The following is a 14,874-nucleotide window of genomic DNA, read 5'->3' as shown; positions in this document are numbered from 1 at the left end:
CCGTGAAACTTGCCGTAGAACTCCAGCAGGTACTACTGAATCTTGCCAAGGCTGACCGCCAGGCCGCCCACCCCGAGGCCACGAGCGAGGAGGAAAAGGAGCTGCAGCGCCTCACCGCGGAGCTCGAGCGCATGCGCGGCGCGGCGTCTGCGGCGCAGCTCGCCGTCGACGACATGGAGCTGGAGATCCTGCGTATCCAGGAAGACGAGCGCAAGCTCAAGCGCCGCGACTTGGACAACAAGCGCATGCTCGGCGCGGAGACAGACGAGGAGCGCCGCAAGGACCTGCAGCACGACCGCTACACCACGAAGTCGCGCATCGCGGACCTGCAGTATGAGCTGAAGGAGGCCCACAACGAGATCGCGGCGCTGCGCAACAACCGCGACAACCATGGGGCTCGCCTGGACGGGCTCGAGCGTAAGGTCGAGGCCGCACAGCGCGCCGTCGACGCGTTGCCAGCACGCGAGCGCGTGGACACTGAGGTGCTGCGCAGCCAGCTGCCCGCAGACGTCCTCGAGGCCTACGACGAAATCGGTGCCGCCGCGTTCAACGGCCGCACCTGCAACGGCTGCTTCATCGCGCTGCCCGCCACCGAGCGCAACCAAGTCAACGCCACCCCGGCCGACGAGGTCCCGATGTGCCCGAACTGCGGCACACTGCTGGTCCGCACCCAAGTACAGGAGTAGTTGCATGAAGGTAGCCATGTTTTGCGACGGCGGCTCCCGCGGCAACCCCGGCGTCGCCGGAAGCGGTGCCGTCGTCTACGGCCCGGACGGGGAGACCCTGGCGGAAGTGGTCTACGCGGTGGGCAAGAAGTCCACGAACAACGTGGCCGAGTACCACGGGCTCATCGAAGGCCTGAAGGCCGCCATCGACGCAGGCGCCGACGAAGTCGCCGTGTCCATGGACTCCAAACTCGTGGTCGAGCAGATGAACGGGCGCTGGAAGATCAAGCACCCCGACATGCAGCAGCTCGCACTGGAGGCGAAGCAACTGGCGCGCACGTGCACGAAGGTCACCTACACGTGGGTGCCGCGCGCCAAGAACAAGAAAGCCGACGAGCTGTCCAACGTGGCCATGGACGCCGCCGCGAAAGGCAAAAAGGGCCTCGTTGCACACGAGGCACCTGCGCAAGCGCCGAAGCAGGCGGCCAAGCAGGTTGCCCCGGCGGCACCAAAAGAGGCGCAGCCCCACGAGACCGCCAGCCCCGGCCACTGGTCCGGCACCGACGCCCCACGCACCCGCTTCGTGCTGCTGCGCCACGGCCAAACCGAACACTCCGCCCGCCGCGTCTACAGCGGGCAAGCCAACCCGCCGCTAACCGAAATCGGGCAGGCGCAGGCGAGCCGGGCCGCGGCTGCGCTTGCGGAGATGGGGCACATCGACGTGATCGTTGCCTCACCGCAGGCGCGTGCCCAGCAAACCGCGCAGGCCTGCGCGGACGCGCTCGGGATTGCGCACGAGGACATCGTCACCGAGGAGGGCTTCCGCGAGGTGGACTTCGGTGACTTTGAGGCGCTCAGCAGGCAGGACGCGCAGCAGCGCTACCCCGAGGATTTCGAGGCGTGGCAGGCCTCCGCCGCCACCGCGCCGCCGAACGGCGAGTCGCTGACCTCGCTGCACCGCCGCGTCACGCGTGCCCGGCTGCGCGTCCAGGAACGCTACGAAGGCAAAACCATCCTCTTGGTGGCGCACACCACGCCGATCAAGTCGGTGATCCGCCAGGGGCTGAACGTGAGCGCCGAGGTGTTCAAGCACCTGTTTCTGGACTTGGCGTCGATTTCTGTGGTGGAGTTCTACGGGGAGATGGGCGTGGTGCGCTGCGTCAACGACGTCGCCCACCACCGAAAATAAAGCGCACCGGCCGCTGTGTTGTAGAGTGGCACAGTGCGAATGAGCCGGGCGACCGCGTCGCCCCGAACCGCCACACGCGTTGTGGCTGGCGGGGACCGAGGAAAGTCCGGACTCCACAGGGCACGGTGGTTGCTAACAGCAACCCGGAGCGATCCGCGGGCAAGTGCAACAGAAAGTACACCGCCAACCCAGGCAACTGGGTGGGTAAGGGTGAAAGGGTGCGGTAAGAGCGCACCGGCATGCACAGTGATGTGCGTGGCCAGGTAAACCCCACCGGGAGCAAGGCAAGAACCGCAGCCGCAAGGCTGGGGTCGTCGGACGTGATGAGGCTGCCCGCCCAGTCCGAAGGTAGCTGCTTGATGCGCCCAGCGATGGGACGCACAGATGGATGGTTGCCGCCCGCGCCTACGGGCGTGGGTACAGAATCCGGCTTATAGGCTGGCTCATTCGCCTTACACTTCGATCCTGCCAACCTCACCAGTCGTGACCGGGATGACCAGCAGGTTCTCCTGCATCCGGGAGGCAAAGTTTTCGGCTTTCGACGCCGGCACCAGCGCCAGCACCGACTGGGATACTCCAGGTGCGGCTGGTCTAGCGACGCTCGCTCCGCACTCGCATGCAAGCTGGCTCAGCAGCGCCGGGGTTGCCAGGGCCTCATCGGCGGCGTCACCCGCGTGGGGGTGCAGCGCGTTGACCAGCGCATCGATCTGCTGAGAGCGCAACGCCTGCGCCGCACCCAGCGCGCGTGCCGTTTCGTCCTCACAGCGCTGCAGCACCGCGCGTGCGCGCCGCGGATCCGGTGCGGAACTATCGCCAACAGTGTGGCGGGCCTCCACCCACTGGACCACGCGCGCGGTCGCGTCAGGTAGTTGGCGCAGCGAGGCCACGCCGAAGTTTGCTGCTGCCGTCTCGATGAACTCCTGGCGCCGCCGCATCGACTCCGCGAACGCGTCCGGCTGCGCAGCCTGCTCCTTGGCCACCACGTACAGCCGCAGGCCAAGGCGCTCCGGGTGGGTGATCTGCGTGACCGAGCCGTCCGCCTGCTCCACAAGGTTCAGCGTGGTGCCGTGGCCGCGAAGCGCCGCGGTGTAGCGCGCCTTCAATGGGCTGGACGTGGCGTACGCGGTGGCGGACTGTGCGCAGACCTCCGCAAGCTTCGTGCGCAGGGGAGGGGCGTCGATATCGTCGTGGGCGCCGGCGCACGCCAACGTGATGGCGGCTTCTGCCGCCGCAATCTCGCCGAGGCCAACTCCGTGCGGGACGTGGGAGACCACCGAGATGTCCATTCCCGTGGTCTCGCGGGAAAGCACCTGGCGGTGGATCAGCGTATGGATCAGCCCGGTAATCCGGTGCGCGAGCTGCGCTTCCTCGGTGCCCGCGGTAGGGGCGTTGAGTGCCGCCAGCGTGCTGGTCGCGGCGAGAATCCGGCCGTCGGCACGCGTGAACTGGAGCGAAATGACATCGTCCGACCTGCGGCTCACCGCGGCACACACCCGCTGTGGGCCAAGCCCGATGATGCTCGCCCCGCCATAATTATCGACGCCATCACCAGCCACCACCACCGTTGCCGGCGCGGAAGCGACGTGGTCGGGGGCGCAGCCAGCGTGGTGGGCATGTGCAGCACGCATCTCCTGTTGGACATTCATAGGGCACAACCATACCCGTGGCGCTAAGGTGGGCGCCATGAGCGGAAACTTCTATTACAACCCGACCACCGGCGAGATCACCGAGGGCAAAGTGCAGTCCTGGGAAAACCGCATGGGCCCTTACAAGACGCGCGAGGAAGCCGAGGATGCGCTGCGCATCGCGGCCGCGCGTAACCAGCAGGCGGACGCGGAAGAGGCCGCCGAGGACAACTGGGGCACCCCACCTTCCTGGGAGAAGTAGCCCCTACTGCACGAACAGGACTTACAGGGCTTTCTGCGCCGCCTTCTTTACTTCGCGGATCGCGCCGAAGTAGCCGCGCAGTGCCTTTTCACCGTCGCGGAGTTCGCGCTGGAAGCACATGCCGTAGGCGAACACGTCCTCGTCGCGCTGGCGCGCCAGCTTCGCAAGCACCAGCAGCTCCTCGCGCGAGGTCGCGCAGTCCTGGAAATCACCCAGCATCGATTGCAGGCGCTTGCAAGCCTTGATAAGGCGCTTGAACTTCGGGTCGCCGGTGGCGGCCGCGGCGTAGCGCAGCCGCTTGGCGGCCTTGCGTACGTCGTGCACGTAGGCCTCGCGCTTCGCGCGCGGCAGTGACGTGTCGTGGTAGCGGTCGTCGACCTTGGCGTGGCGCTTCATCAGCTTCTTATATGCCTTGCGCACGTGGCGGGCCAGGGCCTCGTCGCTGTCCTTGATACCCTCGCGCACCTGGGGAGGGTTCGCGATGAGTTCATCGATGGCGTCGAGAAGGTTGAGGTAGGCGTCGCTGTTGCACATGTTGACGATGTTGCGGTGCGCGAGCTTGTACACGCTGTGCATATCCTCGCGCAGGTGGGCTGCGGCAGCATCATCCATGCAGCCGGAGTCGTCAGTGTCGAGCAGCTGCAACCACCGGGCGTGCACCACCTCAGCGTCTCGCGCCACCCCGAGCACGCCCGCGACGTGCTTGAGTTCCTTCTCGATCTTCGAAAACGCATCGCCCTGCACGAGCCCGTCGAAGGTGCGCAGGATGGAGCGCAGCTCCCGGATTGCCACTCGCTGCTGGTGCACCGAGTCCCACTGGTCGGCGCGTACGGCGCGGTCGCCGTGGACGATGGTGTCACGAAGCGTGCGTACGGAAGTTAACAGCGAATGCAGTGGGGAATCCGCAGGCAGGTGTGCCTCGGTGAGGTGCGGAGGCAGCGGAGCTTTCGCCAACGAGTCCCCGAGCGCGGACGTCAGCTTCGACGGCGAGGAGGATGGGCGAGCGCCGGAGGAGAGCAGGTAGCGCTCCGCCTGGCGCAGCAGGGACGCACCTGCGTTGGTGCCCGCGACCTGCTCCGTGAGTTCGAGTTCCCACTCGCGCCAAGTGGTGTGCGAGCCCCCTGGTAGCAGCGAGCGGGCGGAGACGTGGTCGTCGCAAAACTCGGCGACGGGCTGGCCTTCCTCGTCGGCGAGGATGGTTTCCACGCGGTGGTTGTCCACCTGGGCAATGGGCTGCAGCGGGTGGCGGCGCACGATGGCGCGGACGGCGTCGACAAGCTCCTGCGGGACCGTGTGCGGGTCCTGCAGTGGGCAGCGTAGCTCGGTGCGGCCTTGACCTGCTGGAATCTTCATGTGCCAGCCGTCGTCCGGGCCTCCCGTGCGGCGACGCAGCGTGATCTTCTCGCGCGTCAGGCGCAGGTCAGCCGTGTCGTAGTAGATTGCGGAGAGCTGCTGGTGGCTCGTGCTCGCAAGCGCGGATACCCCTGGCAGCTGGCGCAGATCGGGGACGGCGGTGGAATCGTCGACAGCTAACTTGATCTCAATTTCTACGAACTCATGTGGTGCGGCCACGGCAAAGCCCTACTTTCAACGCGAAGCATGTGCGGTCACCGCAAAGTCTAACGCGTTCGCCCACTTTCGCGGCGGCATGAGCGCAGGCGCAGTAGGGTACAACACTATGGACACGCAACAGGAAAACGTACTTCGCATGGTTGAACAGCGAGACATCGCGTTCATCCGCCTGTGGTTCACTGACATTTTCGGATCCCTGAAAACCGTCATGATGAGCCCCGCCGAACTTGAGGCCGCCTTCGACGAGGGCGTGGGCTTCGACGGCTCCTCCATCGAGGGCTTCTCCCGCATCTCCGAGTCCGACACCTTGTTGCGCCCGGACCCCTCCACCTTCCAGCCGCTGCCGTTCGACGAAGGCACCGGCCTGCAGACCGCCCGCATGTTCTGCGACATCACCATGCCGGACGGCGACCCGCTCTACGCCGACCCGCGCCAGGTACTGCGCCGCCAGATGACGCACGCGCGTGAGCTCGGCTTCGAGTTCAACGCCAGCCCCGAGATCGAGTACTACGTGCTCAAGCAGAACATGCCTGGGGAGGACCCGGTGCCGGCGGACAAGGGCGGCTACTTCGACCAGGCGAAGCGCAACGAGGCGCCGAAGTTGCGCCGCCAGGCGATCGCCGCGTTGGAGTACATGGGCATTGTCACTGAGTTTTCCCACCACGAGGCCAGCGCCGGCCAGCAGGAGATCGACCTGCGGCACACCGACGCGCTGACCATGGCCGATAACGTGGTCACCTTCCGCTACATCGTGAAGACTGTCGCGGAAGCCAATGGCGTGCACGCCACGTTCATGCCGAAGCCGTTCGCGGACATGGATGGTTCCGCGATGCACACCCACTTCTCGCTGTGGGAGGGGGAGACCAACGCCTTCCACGACCCGGACGATGAGATTTCGCTGTCTAAGACGGGCCGCCAGTTCATCGCGGGCATCATCGAGCACGCCAACGAGATCTCCGCGGTGACGAACCAGTGGGTCAACTCGTATAAGCGCCTCCAGTTCGGCTCCGAGGCGCCGACCGCGGCGACGTGGGGCGTTTCCAACCGCTCCGCGATGGTGCGCGTGCCCACCTACCGCCTGCACAAGGCGGACTCGCGCCGCATCGAGGTCCGCTCGTTGGACTCCGCCTGCAACCCTTACCTTGCGTACGCGGCGGTGCTGGCAGCGGGCTTGCGCGGCATCGAGGGCGAGTATGAGCTCGACGAGCCAAGCCGCGACGACGTATTCGCGCTGACTCGCCGGGAGCGCCGCGCGATGGGGTACCGCGACCTGCCGAACTCGCTCGACCAGGCGCTGCGCCACCTGGAGCGCTCCGAGTTTATGGCGGAAGTGCTCGGGGAGCAGGTCTTCGAGTTCTTCCTGCGTTCGAAGTGGGACGAGTACCACGCCTACACCTCCCAGATCACCCCGTGGGAGATCGAAAGCGGCATCGACCTTTAAGGAAACACCATGTCTGCAGATGCACCCTTGCCGAACCCTGCGAAGCTCGGGCTGACCAGCCCCCGCGCCGCCGAGGACTTAACCACACTCGGCATCACGGATGCGAAGGTGCTCGCAGCGCTTGCCGACGCCGGCGATCCAGACCTGGCGCTCAACACGCTCTACCGTCTCTTCAGCGCGCTTGACGACGCCCCATCCTGGCAGGACGTGCAGTCCCACCTGGCGGCCGACGGCCAGTTCCGCACCCGGCTGTTCGCGCTGCTCGGCGGCTCCACGGCGCTGTCCGACCACCTGGTGGCGCACCCGCAGCGCTGGTGCAGCCTGCTCGAGCCGCTCCCAGGCAGCGAGGAGCTCTTCCGCACGATGCTCGCGGCCGTCGATGCCGCACCCGCGGGCCTCGAGGGCGACACAGCAAGCGAGGACCTGACCACCCCCGGCACCTACCGGGCGGGGCAGGAGTGGTCGCGTCACGCCAGCGCCACCACACCGCTTCGCGAGCACTACCTCACCCTCATGATGCGCATCGCCGCCTCCGACCTCGCAGGTGAGGTGGGCTACCGCGACGTCACCGAGTACGTCACAACGCTCGCCGACGCCGCTCTGACCGCAGCGCTGGCCGTCGCCATCCGCGAAACCTACGGCGACGACGACCCCGACTCCCGCCTCGCGATCATGGCGATGGGCAAGTGCGGCGCCCGCGAGCTGAACTACATCTCTGACGTCGACGTCATCTTCGTCGCCGAACCAGCCACAGCCCCGGCAACCAAGACCGCCAGCACCGTGATGCAGCTTGGCACCGCGTGCTTCTTCGAGGTCGACGCCAACCTCCGCCCCGAGGGCAAGTCCGGCGCGCTCGTGCGCACCGTCGACAGCCACCTGGCCTACTACAAACGGTGGGCGCAGACCTGGGAGTTCCAGGCGCTGCTCAAGGCGCGCCCGATGACAGGCAGCGCCGAGCTGGGGCAGCGCTACATCGCGGCGTTGCGCCCGCTGGTCTGGGAGGCGTCGCAACGCACAAGCTTCGTCGAGGACGTCCAGGCGATGCGCAGGCGCGTGCTCGAGCACGTGCCGAAAGACCTGCGCGAGCGCGAACTCAAGCTGGGCAGCGGCGGGCTTCGCGACGTCGAATTCGCCGTCCAGCTGCTCCAACTCGTGCACGGGCGCATTGACCCAAGCATTCGGGTGAAGAACACCGTCGACGCGCTCCAGGTGCTTACCGACGGCGGCTACATCGGCCGCGAGGACGGCGCCAAGCTGATCGACGCCTACGAGTTCCTCCGCCTGCTCGAGCACCGACTGCAGCTCACCCGCTTCAAGCGCACCCACCAGCTGCCCAAACCCGACGACGCGAAAGCGCTGCGGTGGCTCGCGCGCACCTCAGGCTTCCGCACCGGCCCACGCGCGACCGCGACCGAGGCGCTGCGCACCCGCCTCAAGCAGGTCCGGTTCACCGTGGCCAACCTGCACGAACGCATTTTCTACCGTCCGCTGCTTAGCGCGGTGGTGAACCTGAGCTACGGCGAGGCTACCTTGAGCGCCGACGCCGTCAAGGCCCAGCTCGCCGCACTCGGCTACCGCCACCCGGCGCGCGCCCACGACCACCTCACCGCGCTGGTGAAGGGCACCTCGCGCCGGGCGAAGCTGCAGGCGATCCTGCTGCCGTCGCTCATGCACTGGCTGGGTGGCACCGCGGACCCGGACGCGGGGCTGTTGAACTACCGCAAGCTTTCGGAGGCGGCGGAGGATAAGAGCTGGTTTTTGCGCATGCTGCGCGACGAGGGCGTGGTCAGCCAGCGCCTCATGCAGATCCTGGGCACCAGCCCGTACGCCTCCGAACTGATCATCGCGGCCCCTGAGGTGGTCAAACTCTTTGGCGACGGCTCCTCGGGTCCGCGCCTCATCGAGGCGGCGCCCGACCAAGTGGAGAAGGCGATCGTCGCAGCCGCCGGGCGCTACGAGGACCCGGACCGCGCGGTGTCGGTGGCGCGTTCGCTGCGTCGGGCGGAGCTCGCGCGCATCGCCGCTGCCGACCTGCTCGGCTTCATGGAGGTGCGCCAGGTCTGCGAGGAGCTCACCTACGTGTGGGACGCCGTTCTGCGCGCCGCGCTCGCCGCAGAGATGCGCGCCCAGCACCAGGACCCCGAGCGCCCAACGCCGGCGCGCATCGCTGTGATCGGGATGGGCAGACTCGGCGGGGCGGAGCTCGGCTATGGCTCGGACGCGGACGTGATGGTGGTTGCCGCAGCCAACGAGGGCTACAACGACCACGAAGCAACCGTGTGGGCCGCCAAGGTCATTGAGGCGATGCGCGCGCGCCTGGCCAAGCCGAGCGCCGACCCACCCCTCGAGGTCGACCTCGGACTGCGCCCCGAGGGGCGCTCTGGCGCGGTGGTGCGCACGGTGGAGTCCTACGAGCGTTACTACACCGAGTGGGGCGAGGTGTGGGAGCGCCAGGCGCTGCTGCGCGCCGTCACCATCGCCGGTGACCGGGACCTCGGCGCGGACTTCCTCCGCGTCATCGACCCAGTGCGCTACCCGCCGGGGGGTGCCAGCCAGCGCGACATCAGGGAGGTCCGCCGCATCAAGGCGCGCGTGGATAACGAGCGCCTGCCGCGCGGGGCGGACCGCGCCACCCACACCAAGCTGGGCCGCGGGGCGCTCGCCGACGTCGAGTGGACCGTGCAGCTGCTCACCATGATGCACGCGCACACCCACCCGGCGCTGCACACCACCTCCACGCTGGAGGCGCTCGACTACCTCGTCGACCCGGACGACGACCTACCGCAGGTCATCGCGCCACAGCAGGCACGCCAACTGCGCGAGGCCTGGCTGATGGCCACCAGGGCCCGCAACGCCATCGTGCTGGTCACCGGCAAGCGCACCGACCAGCTGCCCGCGCCGGGCACGCAGCTCGGCCCCGTCGCAGGCTCCGCGGGCTACAGCCCGGAGCACCAACAGCAGTTCCTCGAGGACTACCGGCGCACCACCCGCCGCGCATACCGCGTGGTCGAGGAGGTGTTCTGGGGCGAGGCCCCGTCGCACGAGTTCGAATAACTTATGCTGGTGCCCATGGCTGTACAGATTGCAATCGACCTTGAACACGCAACGTTCGCGGACCTCGTCGCACTTGTCGACGCCGCCCGCGTCGCCGGCGTCACCGCAGACACCGCACTCGAGCTGGCAGACTCCACGCTGAGCATCGCCGTGGAGCCCGGCACCACGGATGCACACCAGCAGCGCGTGCCCGAGCGCACCCGCGAAGGCGAGGGGCCGACCACGGTCTCCACCCCCGGATCTTCGGCGCTGCCGCAGCTTGGCGACGCCGCCATCCGCTCCGTCGTGGACATCCTGACCGGGCGACAGGAACCCCCGCGGCGCTAGTTTGCCTTCATTGGTGGTGCTTGCTCGACGATCTTGAGTCGGCGCATCTGCGGCTGCGCCTTCGCCCGTGCCACGAGCAGGCCCACCATCAGCAGGATTGCTAGCACATAGACCGCGATCCAGGCGTACTGGAAGTCCTCCCACGTGTACTGCACCGAATCTGCCGAGTGGTCCAGCAAAATCCCCACAGCCTGGGCTGCCACCATGGAGGATGTGAACCCGCCCATATTGGCCAGGCCGGTGCCGGTCGCCACCATGGCGGGTGGCACGTGCTCGCGCACGTTATCGAAGCCGAAGTTGGACGCGGGCACCACCGTGCCCATCACGATCACCACCGCCAGGATCGCGCCGAAGCCGCGCGGAGTGGACGTCGAAAAGAACCACAAAAACATCAGCGGCGTCAGCGAGCACAGCACGATGACCGCCATGTCACGGCGCACGCCCAAGCGTGCAGAGACCGCACCGAGCACCGGCGACGCGACGATCATGCACACCGTCAGCACGATCAGCACCGTGCCGGCCTCCTGCTCGTTCAAGCCCATGCCGAGCGTCATCATCGGCACACCCCACAGCAGGGTGAAAGTGACCATCGGGAAGATGGAGAACCCGTGGATGAAGAAGGCCTCCCAGCACACCGGCGAGCGCACCACCGTCGAGAGCGTGGTGCGAAGCGGCACCTTTGCGCTTTTGGCCGCAGCCTCCTCGCCAGGCTTCGCGGGAGCGTCCGCCACCGCGACCACCGCGGCGAGCGCCACGAGCACCCCGACCGCACCGAGCGAGACGAACGCGACCTGCCAGCCCTTCGCGTGCAGCAGCGCCAAGAACGGCACCGCGGACAGGAACTGACCCATCTGCCCAATCGCAGTGGACAGCTGCGTAAACAGCGGCGTCTTGCGGGGAGGAAACCAGCTCGGCAGGATACGCATCACCGCCAGGAACGCCGTGGCGTCGCCCGCGCCGATGAGCACGCGCGCCGCAAGTGCGACAGGGTAGGAGGACGTAAACCCGAGCAGGATCTGGCCCACCGCCATCACGAGCGCGCCGACGATCAGCATGAAGCGCGGACCCTGCCTATCGATGAGCACCCCGGTCGGGATCTGCGCCAACGAGTACACACCAACCTGCACTGCGGTGAACACTGCGATCCGAGAAGCGTCGATACCAAAGCGGTCGATCGCCTCAACACCCGCGACACCGAAGGATGTGCGACCCAAGATGGCGACCACGTACACCGCGACCGCAGCGAACCACACAAAAAGGGCGCGCCGGGTGACGCGCTGCTGTGGGTCGTTGGTCTGGGAGACAGGGGAGTTGGAATGGGGCATGCGGTATAACGTACTCCTTTGGCTGTGCAATCCGGCATGCGGGTCCGGTGCGTCACGTAGACTGTGCAACCGTGGATTACATTTCAACGCGCGATACCGCAGGCACAACCTACAAGTTCACCGACATCCTGCTCACGGGCTTAAGCCCGGATGGCGGCTTGTTCCTTCCCGTGGAGTACCCGCAGCTAAGCCCCGAGCAGCTCGACAGCTGGCGCACGCTGCTCGCCGAGCGCGGGTACGCGGCACTCGCCGCCGAGGTGCTCAAGCTCTTTATCGACGACATCCCGCACGCCGACATCGAAGTGATCACCGCCCGCGCCTACCGCACCCCCGTATTTAACGACGCCGCCATCGTCCCCGTGACCAAACTCGAGGACGACCTGTGGCTGGCACACCTCTCCGAGGGGCCAACCGCGGCGTTTAAGGATATGGCGATGCAGCTGCTCGGCGAGCTCTTCGAATACGAGCTGGGCCGTCGCGGCCGCCACCTGAACATCCTGGGCGCTACCAGCGGCGATACCGGTTCCTCTGCCGAGTACGCGATGCGCGGCCGCGATAACATCCGCGTGTTTATGCTCACCCCAGCTGGCAGGATGACGCCATTCCAGCAGGCCCAGATGTTTGGCCTGGACGATCCGAACATCTTCAACATCGCCCTCGACGGCGTCTTCGACGACTGCCAGGACGTGGTCAAGGCCGTCAACGGCGACGCCGACTTTAAGGCGAAGTACGCCATCGGCGCCGTCAACTCCATTAACTGGGCGCGCCTGTTGGCCCAGACGGTCTACTACATCTCTACCTACCTGCGCGTGACCGAGAACAACTCGCAGAAGGTGAGCTTCTCGGTGCCAACCGGCAACTTCGGCGACGTGTGCGCGGGCTACATCACCAAGCGGATGGGCCTGCCCGTTGACCGCCTGATCGTGGCTACCAACGAGAACGACGTCCTCGACGAGTTCTTCCGCACCGGCCAGTACCGCCCGCGCAGCGCGGCAGAGACCCAGGCGACGTCCTCGCCGTCCATGGATATCTCGAAGGCGTCGAACTTCGAGCGCATGATGTTCGACGCCGTCGGGCGAGACGCCGCGCTGACCGGCGAGCTCTTCGGCACCAAGGTGAACAACGGCGGCTTCGACGCCGAGGACTTCGGCGGCGCAGACGTCCTGGCCCGCATCCGCGACGCGTTCGGCTTCTGTTCCTCCTCGTCCACCCACGCTGACCGCGTGGCGACCATTCGCGAGGTCCACGAGCGCTCCGGCGTGCTGATTGACCCGCACACCGCCGACGGTGTCCACGCCGCCCGCGCCGTGAGTGGCGACGTCAACACTCCTGTCGTCGTGCTTGAGACCGCGCTGCCGGTGAAGTTCGCCGAGACCATCGTCGAGGCCACCGGCACCCAGCCGGAGGTGCCCGAGCGCTTCCGTGGCATCATGGACCAACCACGGCACGTCACCGAATTGCCGAATGACGCCGACGCCGTGAAGGCCTTTATCCAAGACTCCATCGAAGGGAAGTAGCACATGGCACAGGAACAGTTCGCAGGCCCGGAGTACTTCACCGAGTTCGACCCCGAGAAGTTCATCCGAGACATGAAGATTCAGAAGGAAGAAGCTGCCAAGGGCGACCCCGCCTTCGCTGACGATGAAGCGGGCGATGAGCAGTAGCGGCGACCTCGCCAAGAAATACCAGCCCGAAAACGGGCAACAGTGGACGTTCCCGGAGCCGGTCGCCCCAGTAGGGCAGCCGGCGCCTCGTCGCGGGCTAGGTGGTGCCGCGTGGTTTACCATCATCGTCGCCGCGCTGTGCTTGGTCGGGATGGTGGTGTGGCTGGGCCTGCACACCTCTGAAATAGACACGCGCACCGCCGAGGAGCGCCAAGCCCAGGAGGCCGTCCAGCGACCCGGGGAGCAACCGCCTGCCGCGGCAACGGGCAACCGGATCCTGGTGCCCGAGTTCGCACCGTGGGCGCCGGGCTCGCTGATCCAGTCCACGGACCACTACCCGGAGCCGGGGGAGCGCTTCACCGCGCAGTCCTGCACCGTCGCGTTCACGTTCTCGGGTGCCGACGGCCGCTCCTACGCCGTCACCGCCGGGCACTGCGGGCGTGAAGGCAACCTGGTGTGGCCGAAAGGGGCCTCGGACACCAACGACTATTCGCAGGAAGTCGGTAGGTTTATCTACTCCGGGCTTTACACCCCTGATGTAGAGGACCCAGAGGCGGAGCGCATCGACGTCGGCATTATCGAGATCTACGACACGGACCGCGCCGTGCCGCTCGTCGGCGACCCGATCCCAACCGGCATCGGCGCCGACATCGGCCCCGTTGACCGCGTCTGCAAAACGGGCGGGACGACCGGCTACACCTGTGGCCACTTCGAGGCCGCGAGCCGCGTCCAGATCGTGACCGCCCACGACGACGAAGAACAGCGTGAGTCCCGCGGCGACATCGCAGGCGTCTGCGCCTCCTCCGGCGACTCGGGCGGCCCCGTCTTCGCAGACGTGAATGGGCGGGCCACTATCATCGGCGTGGTCTCCGGGACGGAAGCCGACCGTTCAGGAGAGGAGTGCTGGGAAGGCATGGAGGACCCGATCATGATGTCCTACTCCAACGTTGATCAAATTCTGAGCGTCATCGAGCGCGTCGTGCCGGACGCCCAGTGGGTCGAACAGCAGTGGTGAGCTACTGCGTATCGGGCGTCGGGTTCGTCTGCAAGTCGTGCTTGCCCTTGTCATCAATCTCGAGCGTGGTCACTTCGTCTGCCCCGTAGGCCTGGTAGATCACCTCGACGAAGCCGTCGGGCAGGCCGACTTCCTCCCACATTGCGATGAGGCTGTCGCGATCAGCCTCGTCGGCCACGTTCATCCACGTTACCTTGACTTTCTGTCCGAACGGGTAGTGCAGGAACCCGACGAAGTCGGCGTCGTAACTCAGCGCGAGGCGCATTTGCTGCGCAATCGATTCTGGTGCGGGCGCTTCGTGGCAGTAGTCCCACAAATTCACGTTGAGGTTGCTGCCCGTGCGCAGCTCGACGCCGGGGATGCAGTTCTGCTGCAGCAAACGCGACAGGTGGCCCGAGAACGAGTCCACGTCTTGCACCGCGGTATCCGTGATGTTGCCGCGCAGCGCTGCGCCGCGGTGTGCTTCGTGCACCTCCGCGTTCGCGATCAGGTACGGCCGGATGCTCGCTTCTATCGACGCGATGTCGGCCTGCGGTGCCTCGGGCTGAAACACTAGTTCGCGCTGCAACCGAGTCTCCTGTGGAGCGTTGTGCTGGTAGGCGTACAACGCGACTGCCAGCGAGGCCAGCACCACCACGAGCGCTCCGTACACCGCCACAAACAGTGCAGTTGGCACCCGGCGAAGCAAAGCGCCAGACTGTGCGGAGTCATCAGTGGTGGTGTGCAACATGACGT

13 protein-coding genes and 1 other RNA gene are annotated in these 14,874 nt (G+C 66.6%); 10 read left to right on the top strand and 4 right to left on the bottom strand.

Annotated features, from left to right (window positions below):
- The first annotated feature begins 2 nt into the window (after positions 1-2).
- From R0V12_RS02650 to rnpB, 3 genes are all read left to right on the top strand, one after another.
- The gene (locus R0V12_RS02650; protein ID WP_311475857.1) at positions 3-686 is read left to right on the top strand and encodes a zinc ribbon domain-containing protein; all 684 of its coding nucleotides are present in this window, start codon (positions 3-5) and stop codon (positions 684-686) included.
- Between the two features lie 4 nt (positions 687-690).
- Positions 691-1,854 carry a bifunctional RNase H/acid phosphatase gene (locus R0V12_RS02645; RefSeq protein WP_320072766.1) on the top strand — a complete coding sequence of 388 codons (1,164 nt, stop codon included), beginning with the start codon at positions 691-693 and terminating at the stop codon, positions 1,852-1,854.
- A 36-nt stretch (positions 1,855-1,890) separates the two neighbouring features.
- Positions 1,891-2,304, top strand: an RNA gene (rnpB, locus tag R0V12_RS02640) — RNase P RNA component class A.
- A gap of 2 nt (positions 2,305-2,306) precedes the next feature.
- Here rnpB and R0V12_RS02635 read toward each other — a convergent pair.
- The gene (locus tag R0V12_RS02635) at positions 2,307-3,500 is read right to left on the bottom strand and encodes a galactokinase (RefSeq protein WP_320072765.1); all 1,194 of its coding nucleotides are present in this window, start codon (positions 3,498-3,500) and stop codon (positions 2,307-2,309) included.
- A 37-nt stretch (positions 3,501-3,537) separates the two neighbouring features.
- On the opposite strand from R0V12_RS02635, the gene R0V12_RS02630 reads away from it, so the two are divergent.
- Positions 3,538-3,741: a hypothetical protein gene (locus R0V12_RS02630; RefSeq protein ID WP_070976472.1), complete on the top strand. Its 204-nt coding sequence runs from the start codon at positions 3,538-3,540 to the stop codon at positions 3,739-3,741.
- Between the two features lie 21 nt (positions 3,742-3,762).
- Here the strand turns inward: R0V12_RS02630 and R0V12_RS02625 are convergent, their stop codons facing one another.
- Positions 3,763-5,313, bottom strand: coding sequence for a CYTH and CHAD domain-containing protein (locus R0V12_RS02625; RefSeq protein ID WP_320072764.1), 1,551 nt, complete (start codon positions 5,311-5,313; stop codon positions 3,763-3,765).
- Between the two features lie 106 nt (positions 5,314-5,419).
- Between R0V12_RS02625 and glnA the strand changes: the two genes are divergently transcribed.
- Genes glnA through R0V12_RS02610 form a run of 3 tightly spaced genes read left to right on the top strand, consistent with a single transcriptional unit; the run spans position 5,420 to position 10,135 of the window.
- The gene (gene glnA, locus R0V12_RS02620) at positions 5,420-6,754 is read left to right on the top strand and encodes a type I glutamate--ammonia ligase (protein WP_070363460.1); all 1,335 of its coding nucleotides are present in this window, start codon (positions 5,420-5,422) and stop codon (positions 6,752-6,754) included.
- 9 nt (positions 6,755-6,763) lie between these two features.
- Positions 6,764-9,808 carry a bifunctional [glutamine synthetase] adenylyltransferase/[glutamine synthetase]-adenylyl-L-tyrosine phosphorylase gene (locus tag R0V12_RS02615; protein ID WP_288791699.1) on the top strand — a complete coding sequence of 1,015 codons (3,045 nt, stop codon included), beginning with the start codon at positions 6,764-6,766 and terminating at the stop codon, positions 9,806-9,808.
- A gap of 15 nt (positions 9,809-9,823) precedes the next feature.
- Entirely contained in the window at positions 9,824-10,135 is a 312-nt protein-coding gene (locus tag R0V12_RS02610) for a hypothetical protein (protein WP_252932132.1), read from the top strand.
- Here the strand turns inward: R0V12_RS02610 and R0V12_RS02605 are convergent.
- Positions 10,132-11,460 (bottom strand): MFS transporter, encoded by a 1,329-nt coding sequence (locus tag R0V12_RS02605; protein WP_320072763.1) that lies wholly within the window; start codon positions 11,458-11,460, stop codon positions 10,132-10,134. The two genes, R0V12_RS02610 and R0V12_RS02605, sit on opposite strands and share 4 nt — an antisense overlap.
- A 71-nt stretch (positions 11,461-11,531) precedes the next feature.
- Between R0V12_RS02605 and thrC the strand changes: the two genes are divergently transcribed.
- From thrC to R0V12_RS02590, 3 genes are read left to right on the top strand one after another with little or no spacing between them, the layout of a single operon-like run.
- Complete coding sequence (thrC, locus tag R0V12_RS02600; RefSeq protein WP_320072762.1) at positions 11,532-12,977, top strand: threonine synthase; 1,446 nt, start codon at positions 11,532-11,534, stop codon at positions 12,975-12,977.
- Between the two features lie 3 nt (positions 12,978-12,980).
- The gene (locus R0V12_RS02595) at positions 12,981-13,124 is read left to right on the top strand and encodes a hypothetical protein (RefSeq protein ID WP_168156175.1); all 144 of its coding nucleotides are present in this window, start codon (positions 12,981-12,983) and stop codon (positions 13,122-13,124) included.
- Positions 13,114-14,139 carry a trypsin-like serine protease gene (locus tag R0V12_RS02590; protein WP_320072761.1) on the top strand — a complete coding sequence of 342 codons (1,026 nt, stop codon included), beginning with the start codon at positions 13,114-13,116 and terminating at the stop codon, positions 14,137-14,139. Before R0V12_RS02595 ends, R0V12_RS02590 begins: the two co-directional genes overlap by 11 nt.
- A gap of 1 nt (position 14,140) precedes the next feature.
- On the opposite strand, the gene R0V12_RS02585 is transcribed toward R0V12_RS02590, so the two are convergent.
- The gene (locus R0V12_RS02585) at positions 14,141-14,869 is read right to left on the bottom strand and encodes a hypothetical protein (RefSeq protein ID WP_320072760.1); all 729 of its coding nucleotides are present in this window, start codon (positions 14,867-14,869) and stop codon (positions 14,141-14,143) included.
- Between the last annotated feature and the right edge of the window lie 5 nt (positions 14,870-14,874).

The organism is Corynebacterium sp. UMB2355A (assembly GCF_033877495.1).
Lineage (GTDB): Bacteria > Actinomycetota > Actinomycetes > Mycobacteriales > Mycobacteriaceae > Corynebacterium > Corynebacterium pseudogenitalium.
Note: the sequence above shows the minus strand (reverse complement) of the source record. Positions and strands in the feature narration are given on the sequence as shown.

Excerpts from the sequence above, each read along its gene's own strand:
- R0V12_RS02645 (WP_320072766.1), top strand. The coding sequence starts at position 691 with ATGAAGGTAGCCATGTTTTGCGACGGCGGCTCCCGCGGCAACCCCGGC.
- R0V12_RS02635 (WP_320072765.1), bottom strand. The coding sequence starts at position 3,500 with ATGAATGTCCAACAGGAGATGCGTGCTGCACATGCCCACCACGCTGGC.
- R0V12_RS02630 (WP_070976472.1), top strand. The coding sequence starts at position 3,538 with ATGAGCGGAAACTTCTATTACAACCCGACCACCGGCGAGATCACCGAG.
- glnA (WP_070363460.1), top strand. The coding sequence starts at position 5,420 with ATGGACACGCAACAGGAAAACGTACTTCGCATGGTTGAACAGCGAGAC.
- R0V12_RS02615 (WP_288791699.1), top strand. The coding sequence starts at position 6,764 with ATGTCTGCAGATGCACCCTTGCCGAACCCTGCGAAGCTCGGGCTGACC.
- R0V12_RS02610 (WP_252932132.1), top strand. The coding sequence starts at position 9,824 with ATGGCTGTACAGATTGCAATCGACCTTGAACACGCAACGTTCGCGGAC.
- R0V12_RS02605 (WP_320072763.1), bottom strand. The coding sequence starts at position 11,460 with ATGCCCCATTCCAACTCCCCTGTCTCCCAGACCAACGACCCACAGCAG.
- R0V12_RS02595 (WP_168156175.1), top strand. The coding sequence starts at position 12,981 with ATGGCACAGGAACAGTTCGCAGGCCCGGAGTACTTCACCGAGTTCGAC.
- R0V12_RS02590 (WP_320072761.1), top strand. The coding sequence starts at position 13,114 with ATGAGCAGTAGCGGCGACCTCGCCAAGAAATACCAGCCCGAAAACGGG.
- R0V12_RS02585 (WP_320072760.1), bottom strand. The coding sequence starts at position 14,869 with ATGTTGCACACCACCACTGATGACTCCGCACAGTCTGGCGCTTTGCTT.